Raw genomic sequence first — 12,164 nt, 5'->3', positions numbered from 1 at the left:
CGCCCGTGACACAGCCCGTACCTGAGAAAGGAGCGGTCATGCCGACCGCGGAAACCCGCCTCACCACCGACCGCGCGAGCCGCTACCTCGTCCAGCTCTGCCGCCATCTGCGTCAGATGCCCCGCATCGGCCACCGCCCGCCCGGCGGCGGCGGTCACGGCGAGGGAAGGACACCGCCCGAGGTGGGGCATGTCGAGTTCACCGACACCCACGGCACCGTCCGCTTCGCCGACGGCGTGTGGACCCTGGACGCCACGGCCGACGCTCTCACGCTGCGCGTCGACGCCGACGACGACGAGGCCCTGCGGCGTCTCCAGGACGGAATCGCCGCACGGATCGAGAAGATCGGCCGGCGCGACGGGCTGCGGGTGCACTGGGGACCGGCCGCGGCTGGCGAGCCGCCGCAGGCGGGGGCCGCCACGCAGGGCCGTACCGGCGAGGCGGGCGGGAGGCACGGTCCGCGGGGAACCGCCCTGGCCATGGCGGCAGGCGGGGCGCTGATCGTCGCGGTACACCTCGGGATCGGCGGCGCGGCGCTGGCCGGCGCGAAGTGGACCGGCTGGGCCGTCACCGCCGTCCTGGTCCTCGTCCTGGCGAAGCTGGTGCTCCTGGGCGGCCATCTCCTGCGCGGACGGGCCGCGTCGCACCGCGGCCTCGCGTCCCGGCATCGCAGGAGGCATCACGGGCGGGCGGGCGCCGACGTCACGGGCTGAAACGTTGCGCTCGGCCCCGGCAGTGTGGTGGCGGATGCTCCGTCCGGCGGGCGATGCGGACGCCTTCTGCCTGGCCACTTGGCTGCCCGGCCGCCCATGCGCCCGTGCGTCTGGCCGCCTGCGCGATGTCAGTGGGGGTGCGCCGCTGTCCCCTGCGCCGTGTCCCTGATCATCGGCCAGGCGTGCTCCGCACGGCCCGCCGGATCGCCTCCGAACTGATGGAACGCCTCGACGCCCGCAGCCGTTTCGAGGCCGGTGTACGCGCCGTCCAGCAGGGCTGGCTGCCGCCGCGCCCCTGACCCCTCACACCCAGGGGTCCCACGCCGCTGGCGGCACGCGCCCACGTATCGTGGCCGGCGATCGGTGGATCTTGAGGGGCGGCGGAGGGGCCGGGGCGTGGGCGAGAACGCGGTGGTGATTTCGTACGCCGAAGGGTGGGACGCCGGTTCCCGTCGCGCGGTCGGGCCGCTGAGCCGGGCCGAGGCGGAGGAACGGGACGGAGCCGGGGAGCCCTACGTGGTGCTGCACCGGATTCCGGGGCGCGCGGTCCCCGCGGAGGTGCATCTCGTCGCCTGGCGTGACCATTTCGTCGGGCAGTGGGTCTACGACGAGCTGGGGCGGCGCGTCCGTGACGTCGACCTGCGGCTGCTGGAGGACGGCCGCCTGTTCCTGCGGCAGTACATGGAACGGCGTTACGTCTCGCCGAAGCAACCGGACCTGGCATCCGACGCCTGGCGGGTCACGCTGGAACTTCTCCCGGGGCGAGCGGGCAGGAAGATCCTGGAGGAACGCGGCGACGGCGGCGGGTCGCTCCACTCCCCGGCCGACGTACCGGAGGATCTGCGCTGGCACGATCGGTCCGGGTTCGGAGTGAGGGCAGTCGACCCTGCGTCCGGGCTGTCGGGGGCACCCGAGCCGGAGGCGCCCGAGCCGGATGAGGTCACGGCCGATGAGGTCATGGCCGATGAGGTCATAACGGCGCAGGCGGCCTTCGCGGGCGGTGAGGAGTCTTCGACCCTGTGGCGCCCGCCGAAGCCCATGCGTCCGAAGGTGTCGCTCAACGCCCTTTTCCAGCCCGGCCATTCCATCCCCATGGAACCCTGGACCAAGACGGAGACAGCCGAACCGCGGCACATCGCCCTGATACGGATCCCGAGCGGGCGCCTGGCCGTCTCGGACCCGCTGCAGGACGAGCCCCGCGAGCTCGCCGAGCGCATACCCCCCGGTGAATACCCGCTGGAGAGCGCCGTGATCTCCGGCGAGTACGAGGGGCGCCGATTCCCGGTCGCCGAGGAGCCCGCCGTACGCCTGCGGATCCGGGAAGAGCCCGCCGTGTCCTGGGAGTTGGCGCTGAGCCAGGACGAGGACCCCCGCCTGCTCCTCGACGGCCACGCCTACGGCTTCGGCACCGACGGGGCGGCCGGCGGTTTCGCGGACGCCGCGGCCTGGGAGACGCTGGCCGGCAGGGTCAGGCGCTATTACGAGGATCGGGACGAGGAAGCGTGCGAGCCGGTCGGCGACGGTTACGTGCGCGCAGTCGACGAGGCCACCGGCGCCGGCCTGGTGTTGTTCTACACGGGCGGCGACGGAACGTGGCCGGTGTGGCTGGGCCGCTCTGCCGCTGGCGAGTTCGTCTCGGTCGTGGTGGTCAGGTCGTATCTCTGAGGCGACTCTGCCGGGGATCTCGACGTGAGTGCTGGTCCTGGGACGACGAGGTGCCGGAGGTGCGGGAGTTGGAGTGGCCCGGCTTCGACGGGGCCCAGGTCGGTTTGGCCGTCGCCTCGGCCAGGTCGGGCTCGGCCAGGGTGAGTCCCCAGGAGTCGTGGTCTCCCATGCGGGCCTCGATCTCCTTGATCTGGCCGCTCTCGGCGAAGTAGAGGACCACGACCTGCCGTACGGAGCCCTCGTCGTAGAAGTCCGCCGTCACCTCTCCCCTGGCGGCGGCGCCGAAGGCCTTGACCCAGTTGCGGGCCGTGGCGTCGGCGTCCGTGTCGTCGACGGCGAGCGCGGCCAGTCCGTCGGCGTCGTTGTCGGCGAGCCGCCACACGGCTTTCTGCACCGCCTCGAGGCTTCCCGTGGAGGGGTAGCCGACGACCCGCAGCGGCCGGTGATTGCTGTAGTCCGTCTGGTAGGTCAGGGATTCGTCGTCCGACGTGCAGCCCGTCAGCAGTCCGGCCGCGACGACGGCGGCCAGGGTGATGCGGGTGCGTCTTGTCTTGCGTGTCATGGTCAGGACCTCGCCTTCGGGCGGAGCCCGACCCTTTGGCCGGACGGCCTGGTAGTGATCAAGGAGTCGTCAAGGTAGTGCCTGGCTGGTGCGGACACATCACCTGGCGGGCGTTTTGTTCTGTTGCGATCGTGTTTGGTGCACGGTGGGGTTTGTCACGGGGAAGTGAGGGAACCTCAAGTCCCTTCTGCCGTCCGTCCCTTCGGTCGGTGCCGGGTCCGGACAGAACATGACGGCAGGTCATGGGCCCCTTGGCGGGGCTGCGTTGTCAGTGGTGGGCGATACGTTCGAGGTCTTGGAACCGCTGGTGCACGACAGCACGACAGGAGTGGACGATGACCGAGAGCAATGTGCTGCCCGCGCTCAGGGTGGTGCTGACGGACGTCAACGAGCGTGTCGTGGAGGCGTGGCGCGCCGCGTTCGCCGACACTCCCGGCATCGAGATCCGCAAGGGCTCGATCCTCGACGAGGACGTCGACGCCTGGGTCACCCCCACCAACTCCCTTGGCCGGATGGACGGCGGGGTCGACGCCGTCATCAAGCGGTATCTGGGGTCCGGCATCCAAGTGCGCGTCCAGCGGGCGATCCGGGACCGGTTCGCCGGGCCCCTGCCGGTGGGCAGCGCGGTCTGCGTCCCCTCCGGCGCGACCGTTCCCCGGTACCTGATATCGACGCCGACGATGGTGCGCTCCTCGCAGAACGTGAGTGCCACGCTGAACGTGGCGCTGGCGTGCGCGGCCGCCTTCCAGGCCGTGCACCGGCAGAACCGGAAGAAGCCGGGCAGCATCCGGTCCGTGGCGCTGGTCGGGCTGGGGGCGCAGACCGGACAGGTGCCGGCGCGGGTGTGCGCCAATCTGATGTGGACCGGCTACACGCTCTTCCGGGACCACTGCTTCGAGGACGACGACGAGCTGCGCTCCACGATCGTCTCCCAGCTGCACGGGATCGAGAACGCGCCCCTGGACCAGCGGGTCCGTATCGTGCCGCCGGCGGCCGCCGTGCCGGTGCCCGGATCGACGGCCGGTGTCCCGGCTGCGTCGACGGCCGGTGTCCCGGCTGCGTCGACGGCCGGTGTCCCGGCTGCGGGGCAGCCGTCGCAGCCCCAGCCCGGTGCGGACGACCCCCTCGCCCTGACCGGGCTCTTCGAGGGCGGCGGGGAGTCCTGGCTCCCGCTGCTGAAGCCGGTCATCGAGGCGCAGCCGGACGCCGCGCGGTTCATCGGGAAGGGCCGCAGTCCCGAGGTGGTCCCGGTCCGTGAGCTGACGTTCCAGGCGCTCAAGCCGAACCCGCCGCACAAGTGGAAGGTGGTGGTCTTCGGTCAGAACCCGTATCCGCGGCCGGAGAGCGCCACCGGCATCGCCATGTTCGACAACACCTTCAGTGACTGGAAGGACAGCCAGTTCGGCCGGGTCGTCAGCATCCGGTGCCTCATCAAGGCGGCGGCGATGTGGAAGTACGGCATCGTCAAGAAGACCCCGATCGCGGAGGTGCGGGCGCTGCTGAAGGAGCGGGACACGGTCCAGCCGCCGGAGTGGTTCCAGGCGATGCTGACGCAGGGTGTGCTGCTGCTGAACGCGTCGCTGACCGCGAGCGGTGACGGGGCGATGGGGGCCGACCAGCACACGGCGTTCTGGCGGCCGGTCGCCGAGCGGATCGTCGAGGAGATCCTCAGGGCCAAGCAGGACGCAGCCGAGGAGGACCGCGGGGTCGTGTTCGCGTGGTGGGGTGCGCACGCCCGCAGCCTGAAGCGGGTCGTGCTGCGGCTCCAGCAGAAGTACCCGGACGTCGAGGTGCGGCATCTGGACCACGCCAACCCGGCGGCGCAGGGCGACCTCTTCTGCGAGGGCGAGCATTTCGCGCAGGTCAACGACGCTCTGGCGTCGGTGGGCGCCGACGGCGTCGACTGGCTGCCGAGCAAGGGTTGGAACGAGACGGCGGCCGGCGCGGGCGGTGGGGACGCGGGTGCCGCGGCGCGCATGGGCGCTTTCATCGAGTCGACCATGAACCTGCACCAGCTGTATCTGGAGCGCCTCACCAGCGTCAAGGACGAGGGCCTGGTCCTGCCCGCGATCACCGGGGTGTTCGACACCCCGCTGATGGACTTCCACGACGCCGTCGCCCCGGTCTCCGCGGCGCTGTCCGGGCTCGCCGGGCACATCCAGCGCTCCCGCGACTTCGGCAAGCGGCGTGCGGACCAGGTGGCCGACGGCGGGCCGTCCGCCGACGCGATCGCCGCGCTGCACCTCTACACCTGCGAGTCGGCCTTCTACCGTGAGATCAACAGCGTTCTGCGCTCCCCCGACCGCACCCGGGTCACGCCCTACCTGCCGTATCTGCGGCTGCTGTTCTCGGCGGTCTCCAAGCTGCCGGCCTACACGCAGCCGCTGTGGCGCGGGGTGTCGCTGGACCTTCGGTCGCAGTACCCGGTGGGCCGGACGGTGACCTGGTGGGGTGTCTCCTCCTGCACCTCCGAGCTGAAGGTGGCCAGGGCGTTCCTGGGCGCTCGGGGCAAGCGGACGCTGTTCGAGGTGACGCCGGCCCGGGCGGTCGGGATCAAGCGGTTCTCGGCCTTCACCGGCGAGGAGGAGTACATCCTCACGCCGGGTACCCAGCTCAAGGTGACGGAGGTCAAGAGCGAGGCCCGCGGGCTGTGCACGGTCCGGCTGAGCGAGGTCACGGACACCGCTCCCGTGGTGTCCTGACCCCGTTCGCGAGGGCCGCGGTCGTAGCTGCCGGACGCTTACGCGGCCCCGGCAGCCACGTGGCAGGGGGCCATGGCGGCACGGGCTGCCGGCCGGGCGAGGCTTCGCGGTGGGCTCTATGGTCCGCCGGGGCGGGCGCCCCTCGCAGCCATCGTTAAGCCGTAGGACCAGAACGATCAGAAGGTCCCGGGAGGTCCATCGCGTACTCGGGGAACGGCGTGGGTGGGTCATCGACGACGTTGTCCGCGGTCGACAGCACGTGCTCCAGCGCGAGCAGATTCGCGTGCCCTGTTTCAACGGGAGGTCTCGCGGCCGCCCGCCCTCGTCTCACAGAGAGCCGAGCTTGACGCTATGATTGCGTCATTCTATCGTCGCTTCATGCTCTTCCCCACGCCGGGCCTCACCGAAGCCGACTGCCGCGTGCTCGACGAGATCGACAGCATGCGTGCCACCCTGCGCCACCAGGTGCAGAACTCCCCCACGAAATGGACGTCCGGGCTGCGGAAATTCCTCACCGCAGATGCCGTGGCGGCCTCCAACTCCATCGAGGGTTTCAAAGTGGCCACCGTGGACGTCGAGGATCTAATGGAGGGAGAGAACGAGGTTGAGGTCTCCGAGGAGAATCGGGAGGAGACCCTTGCCTACCAGCGGATGATGACCTACATCCAGACCCTCCACGATGTCGAGGACTTCACCTACAGCAAGGCACTGCTCAATGGCCTGCACTGGATGCTGCAAGGCCACCGGCACAGCCCCCGCCGGCCCGCCGGGCAGTGGCGCAGGGGCCCGGTCTATGTAACCGACGCCCGTGACTCCAGCATCGCCGCCTACACCGCCCCCGACCCCGCACTGGTGCCCGGCCTGATGCAAGAACTCGTCGACTGGCTCAACAGCGACGATGCCAGCCACCCCCTGGTACGGGCCGCGATGGCCCACCTGCACCTCGTCTCCATCCACCCCTGGGCCGACGGCAACGGCCGCCTGTCGCGTTCCCTGCAGACCCTCATGATTGCCCGGGAAGGCGTCCTGGCCCCCGAGTTCTCCTCCATCGAAAGCTGGCTGGGCCGGCCGGGCAACACTTGGGAGTACTACCGCGAACTCAACGACCGCGGCAGCCACTACCAACCCGAGCAGGACGTCTCCAGTTGGATCCGGTTCAGCCTGATCGCTTACCACCAACAAGCCCAGACCGTCCAAGGCCGCCTGGCGCGTTCCGGCCGCGTGTGGAGCACCCTCGCCGACTTCGCCAACTCCAGCGGCCTTGACGAACGCACAGTCACCGCACTGCACGACGTCGCCATGGCCGGACGCGTACGCCGCACCCGCTACCAGGGCGCCGAAGCCCTCAGCCTCCAGCAGGCCCAGCGCGACCTGCGCGACCTCACCACCGCCCACATCCTGCAACCCGTGGGCCGCACCCGCGCCCGCTACTACACCGCCGGACCACAATTCCCCCAAGACGCCCTCGACACCGCACACACACCCATGAGCCTCAGCAACCCCTACCGGACGTCCAACTCCTGAGCAGAGCACCTCCAACCCACCGCGCCATACCCTCCGTGCCTCCTGGCGCACCAGGCGTGCATCACGTTGCGCTTCGCGGGGCACGCGCCCTCTCGGCGCTCCCCTGGGCACCTGCGAAAAAGGTGGGCAGTTCGGGAGCCCAGACACGCGCTGTGACGTTACTTCCGTACCGGGTTGTCGTGGATCCCCTTCTCGCAGCGTGACGCGCGAACACCAGCCGTCCCCCATTCGTCCCTGAAGCCGGTGCGGCCGCACTGGCCCTTCACATGCCTTGGAGCCGCCCCGGAACCGATGGCCGCACGGCCCGGTAAGCGGTCACCACGGAGCGGCGGAGGACTCGCCTGCCCGGCGAGCAGGGCGGTTTGACGTGTCGGCTCCTGCCCCGGGCGGCGGCCGATCTGGTCGTAAACGGGACCGCGAGCGATGCGGAGATACCGGCGGCCGTCATGCCACTGATCGGCCCGGCCCTCGCAACGCCGGCCGCGGCGCCCTCGCGGGCACGAGGGGCGTGCGGTGTGACCCATACTCCCCGAGTCCCGGCGTTCGCGGTGTGACGTGCCCCGGGTGCGCCCCGCCCCGGCGAGGGACGCCGCGTGATCATGCTTCAGACCCCTCGGCGGGCTCTCCGGCGGAACCACGGACTGGGTTGTCGCCCGGGTGTTTTCTACAAGTAGAAAACACCCGGGGGACGCTTCAGGCTGGACCGCGTCCACGCCGGCCGCGGTTCTCTTGATCGCTGCGAGGTGACTGCGCCGACTGCCTCACGAACGACCTCGGGGACGACAAGCGTGCCTGAGCCGACCAGACGCCCGCTGAAGCCGCCGTGGCGCCGAAGGCTTGGGCATCACAGAACGCGCGCCAAATCACTCCTCTCCGAATTCTCCAAGCTGACCGATCAGCCGCTGGCGTGCCGCCGCCAGCTGGCCAGAGTAGGAAGGGTCAAAGATTGACGACAATTGCGTTTCCAGTGCCCCGCTGATCTTAAATAGGGCAGACCAGACAGCACGGTCATCGACCACCGCCGAAAAATCCTTCCGATGCATAACTCGGTCCAGCCAGTCGGACAAAACGAGCGCCTGGTCGTCTGTCAATTCAATCTGCACAGAGGTCTCTCTTCGGTCGCAGGTTTCACTCCGGCGCCCATTTTCCTAGAGCTTCCCGTCGCGCAGCAGATAGGTTAGCTGATCCCCAGAAGATCGCCACCCGCCGAGGTACTCCCCAACGTTCGGTCCGTTCGCGGCGAATGACGCATGGAGTCCCGTGTCATCCACGTAGTGAATAGCTTCCTGCGTGTTCCTCCATGCACCCTTGATCACCTTCGTTGACGGGTTCTTCACAAGCTGCTCAATAGCAAGGATGAAAGCCTGTCCATTCATTTTGTTGTAAGGGCCGTTTATGCCGAAGTCCGCGGCGTGCATGACTCCCTGGTTACTCTCGCACATGTAGTGATGAGGGAGCTTGTCGGCCGCTATCCATTTCGTACCGCACTCTGGATCGCTTCTTGGGTTCAAGCCGGCGATGCTGATCTTCGAGTCGGTGACGAACGCGCGGTTCCCGACGTCGACCGCTGCGATCGACGTGCCTTTCCCACCGACCAGAGACGCAGGCACCCCGGCTGGGACGCGACCCTTCACGCAGAGTTCGCGCAGCTTTTGAAACGCCCTACCGGTAATACCAGCGATGACCTCTTCCGACAGTCCGGCGACACGCAGTGCCCTGTAGGCGTCGGCAAATCCGATGCCAAGCCTCAGAGAAGCGTCCGCCGCCTTGACGGCGTCTGCGATGGGTCGGATGAGTTTGCCGGCGAACAGGCTCGCGACGTCCAGGGATGCCCAGGCGCAGCCGCTCCAGCTGCCGCTCTGAAAACCGGAGGTGAACTTCTGGGCGCACTTGATCCAGCTGCCGAAGAGGATGTCGACGGGATCGACGCCGTCCTGCCACTCGGCGATCGTGATGGTGTGCGTGACCTCCTGGGACAGTTCGTCGGTTGTGACCGTCTTGAGGTAATGCGTCGCGCCCGGGGGACACATGAGTTTTTCCGGGTCGATGCCCTCGGCGCTGCACAGGTACAGGTCGACGACGGCCTTGTACTTGATCTTCGAGGTGATCGTGCAGTTGCCGGTGTAGGTGAGGTTGGTCCACCAGTGGTCGCAGCCGTCGGACTTGTTGACGACCTCCGGGGCACCGGTCTTCTCGATGTGGTCGATGACGTGGAAGACGTTGCCGATCGGATGGCCGTTCTCGTCGGGGACGGTTCCGGTGTTGATCTGCTTGGCCTTCTCGGCCTTCTCGGCCCTGTCCACCGCGTCCTGGGCCTCCGTGGCGTACTTGTCGGCGTCCTTGGCCGCCTGTTCGGCCTCCGTGGCGGCCGTGTCGGCGCGGGTGGCTGCCGCTTGGGCGTCCTTGGAGTCCTGTTCGGCCTGGGTGGCGGCTGAGCGGGCGGCGGAGGCGTCGAGTTCGGCGGCGTCGGCGGCGTCGCGGGCGTCCTTGGCGTAGCCCTCGGCGTTGCCGGCGGCCGTGTCGGCGGCGGCTGCGTCGGTGGTGGCCTGGGTGTCGTAGTCGATGGTGCGGGCCAGTGAGGACGCGGCTGCGGAGGCGGCCTTGGCGGCGTCCGCGGCGTAGCCGAGGGCGTCCTTGGCGTAGGTGCGGGCGTCGGCGGCGTATCCGGCGGCGTTGGCCGCGTGCTGGTAGGCCTCCTTGGAGTCGCCCTTGGCCTGGTCGGCGAGGTTCTTGGCGGCCTGGGCCTCGGCGGCGGCGTTGGTGGCGTGTGCCTGGGCGACCGCCTGCTGCTGTTCGGCGATCGTCTTGGAGCCCTGTCCGGTCAGGACGACGAGGCCGGCGGCGGAGTCGGTGTCGAGGTAGGCGGAGCCGAGCTGGACGGCGTCGTTGGCCGGGTCGGCGACGCGTTGGGCGGCTGCGCCAGCGTCGACTGCCGCCTGGGCGGTGACGTGGGCGTAGCCGGCGGCTTTGGCGGATGCCGCGAGTGCCTTGGCCGCCTCCGTGGCGGCGCTGTTGGCCTGGGTCTTGGCGTCCTTGGCGTGCTGTTCGGCTTCGTCGGCGAGTTTGACCGCGGTCTTGGCCTGGTCGGAGGCGTCCTGGGATGCCTTGATGGCGTCGGCGACCGCGCTGGTGGCGGTCTTGACGGCGGCGTCGGCCTTCAGCTTGTCGGCCTGGGCGGCGTCCGCGTCGGAGCGGGCGCGTTTGGCGGCGGCCTCGGCGCGGGTGGCCGCGGCGTCCGCGTCGGCTGCCGCCTTGGTGGCGGCGTCGGCCTCGGAGCGGGCCTTGGTCGCCGCCGTCCCGGCGTCGTCGGCCGCCTGGTCGGCGTCGTTCGCGGCGGTGCGGGCCGCGGTCGCCGCGTCGCCGGAGTCCAGGGAGTCGGCGTAGGCGTCCTTGGCGTCGGCCTTGGCACGGGCGGCGTCGGCCTTCTGCTCGGCGTCCCAGGCGTCGTCGCGCAGGGATTTGGCGTGGTCCTTCGCCTTGACCGCGTCGTCGCGCCGGTCCTGGGCGGTCTTCTCCGCGGTCTCGGCCTTGTCCTTGGCGTCCTTCGCCTTCGTGGCCTGGGACTCGGCGTTCTTCTTGTGCGCGGCGGCCTCGGACCGCTTGACGGCGGCCGTCTCCTTCTCCGCCTTGGCCATCTCCTCCCTGCCCAGGAGAGCCGCGATCCGCTCCCCCTGAAGACGCCGCACCTCTGCGATGAGCAGCTCGCTCAGATTGTGAGGAGCGCGGTCACGCTGTTCCGGACTTCCAAGTGAGGCTGTACACGCGTGTCCTGCCTCACTGTTGAGCCCGCTGGGCAACGCTTCCGGCGTCGGGATCTTCTCCTTGAGATGAAGATCTTCAAGAGGCGGCCTCACTTACTGATACTCCTGACCGTGGTGGCGGCCGTGACGATGATCGCCGCCATGGTCGTCCAGGCGAACAGGATGCAGACGCTCTCCCCGCGTGAGGAGCGTGACCGTGCCGCGTCGGGAGCCGTCGTACCGTCGGGGCAGGTGGACTGCCGGAAGGTCAAGTGCATCGCGCTCACCTTCGACGGCAATCCCGGCGAACCCACTGACCGGCTGATGGACCTCCTGAAGGAGTACAAGGCGTCGTCGACGTTCTTCCTCGAGGGCCGCCGGATCCATGAATTCCCGTACGTGGTGCGGCGAATGGCCAGGGAGGGCCACGAGATCGGGGACCACACCTGGACGCATGCGGTGCTGACCGATGTCTCTGACGCGCAGATCCGCGACGAGCTGCGCCGCACGGCACGGGCCGTCTCCCGTATCACCGGCACCGAGCCGACGCTGATGCGCCCGCCCCAGGGCCGCACCGACGACCGCGTCTCCAAGGTCTCGAAGGAGCTGGGGATGGCGCAGGTGCTGTGGACGGTGACCGCGAAGGACTACGAGACCGACGATGCCGCGCTGATCACCAGGCGCGTGCTCGCGGGCGCCGGCCGCGACGGGATCATCCTGCTCCACCCGTTGCACAAGGGCACCGTGCCGGCCATGCCTTCCATCCTGAAGTCGCTCAGCAAGCAGGGCTACACGTTCGTGACGGTCTCCCAGCTGCTCGCTCCGTCGAAGGCCGAGCCAGGCAAGATCTACAGGTGACCGGCTGACGTACGGACGACCGCGCCGCGGGGCGACGAGTCCCGTCTCCGGGAACGAACGCCGGTCCTGGCCAGGGAGGTTCTTGCCTCTCCCCCGGCGTGCGGCCTGGGTCTGCGGGGCCAGGGTGCTCAGGACGTCGAACTCGTTGCCCTCGGGGTCTGCCATGACGACCCAGTTTCGGTCTGAGCCCTGGCCCACGTCCGTCTTGGTGGCGCCGAGGCGAGTCCTCTGCCGCTGTGGCGAACGGCACCGGATTGCGGATGTGGGAGGCCCCGCCGGGACGGAAGTCCCGGCGGGGCCCGGCAGTGGCTGGATCACTGATCCCGGTCAGTCATGCTTCTGTGCCTCAGCGTCTTGGCCGCTCATCGCAAAGCGAGTCGACCGTGCACCGCCGGCCCTT

At 69.4% G+C, this 12,164-nt stretch carries 8 protein-coding genes and 3 pseudogenes; 6 read left to right on the top strand and 5 right to left on the bottom strand.

Translation table 11 applies throughout. From position 1 onward, the window contains the following. Positions 1 to 38: 38 nt before the first annotated feature. From ACFWI4_RS20520 to ACFWI4_RS20510, 3 genes and pseudogenes are all read left to right on the top strand, one after another. Positions 39 to 713: a DUF2218 domain-containing protein gene (locus ACFWI4_RS20520; protein WP_387198087.1), complete on the top strand. Its 675-nt coding sequence runs from the start codon at positions 39 to 41 to the stop codon at positions 711 to 713. Positions 714 to 901: 188 nt separating this feature from the next. Next, positions 902 to 1,012, top strand: a pseudogene (locus tag ACFWI4_RS20515) (helix-turn-helix transcriptional regulator); the annotation flags it as partial. A gap of 97 nt (positions 1,013 to 1,109) precedes the next feature. After that, positions 1,110 to 2,378, top strand: a complete 1,269-nt coding sequence (locus tag ACFWI4_RS20510) for a DUF4241 domain-containing protein (RefSeq protein WP_387198084.1) — start codon at positions 1,110 to 1,112, stop codon at positions 2,376 to 2,378. Here the strand turns inward: ACFWI4_RS20510 and ACFWI4_RS20505 are convergent. After that, positions 2,362 to 2,940, bottom strand: a complete 579-nt coding sequence (locus tag ACFWI4_RS20505; protein ID WP_387198081.1) for a hypothetical protein — start codon at positions 2,938 to 2,940, stop codon at positions 2,362 to 2,364. The genes ACFWI4_RS20510 and ACFWI4_RS20505 overlap by 17 nt on opposite strands. A gap of 335 nt (positions 2,941 to 3,275) precedes the next feature. Between ACFWI4_RS20505 and ACFWI4_RS20500 the strand changes: the two genes are divergently transcribed. Together ACFWI4_RS20500 and ACFWI4_RS20495 are read left to right on the top strand one after the other, a co-directional pair. Next, entirely contained in the window at positions 3,276 to 5,642 is a 2,367-nt protein-coding gene (locus ACFWI4_RS20500; RefSeq protein WP_387198078.1) for an ADP-ribosyltransferase domain-containing protein, read from the top strand. 378 nt (positions 5,643 to 6,020) lie between these two features. Next, positions 6,021 to 7,166 (top strand): Fic family protein, encoded by a 1,146-nt coding sequence (locus ACFWI4_RS20495; protein ID WP_387198075.1) that lies wholly within the window; start codon positions 6,021 to 6,023, stop codon positions 7,164 to 7,166. Positions 7,167 to 8,029: 863 nt separating this feature from the next. Here ACFWI4_RS20495 and ACFWI4_RS20490 read toward each other — a convergent pair. From ACFWI4_RS20490 to ACFWI4_RS20480, 3 genes and pseudogenes are all read right to left on the bottom strand, one after another. Next, the gene (locus tag ACFWI4_RS20490) at positions 8,030 to 8,269 is read right to left on the bottom strand and encodes a hypothetical protein (protein ID WP_387198072.1); all 240 of its coding nucleotides are present in this window, start codon (positions 8,267 to 8,269) and stop codon (positions 8,030 to 8,032) included. Between the two features lie 45 nt (positions 8,270 to 8,314). Beyond that, positions 8,315 to 8,584, bottom strand: coding sequence for a colicin D domain-containing protein (locus ACFWI4_RS20485; RefSeq protein WP_387198247.1), 270 nt, complete (start codon positions 8,582 to 8,584; stop codon positions 8,315 to 8,317). 783 nt (positions 8,585 to 9,367) lie between these two features. After that, positions 9,368 to 10,858 (bottom strand): annotated as a pseudogene (locus ACFWI4_RS20480) (virulence factor); the annotation flags it as partial. Between the two features lie 135 nt (positions 10,859 to 10,993). Between ACFWI4_RS20480 and ACFWI4_RS20475 the strand changes: the two are divergent. Further along, a complete protein-coding gene (locus tag ACFWI4_RS20475; RefSeq protein WP_387198069.1) occupies positions 10,994 to 11,764 on the top strand; it encodes a polysaccharide deacetylase family protein in 771 nt (256 codons plus the stop codon). A 114-nt stretch (positions 11,765 to 11,878) separates the two neighbouring features. On the opposite strand, the pseudogene ACFWI4_RS20470 reads toward ACFWI4_RS20475, so the two are convergent. Continuing rightward, positions 11,879 to 11,983 (bottom strand): annotated as a pseudogene (locus tag ACFWI4_RS20470) (VOC family protein); the annotation flags it as partial. Positions 11,984 to 12,164 lie beyond the last annotated feature (181 nt).

The organism is Streptomyces sp. NPDC127038, assembly GCF_042725875.1.
GTDB lineage: Bacteria > Actinomycetota > Actinomycetes > Streptomycetales > Streptomycetaceae > Streptomyces.
This window is presented reverse-complemented; position numbering and strand designations above follow the sequence as displayed.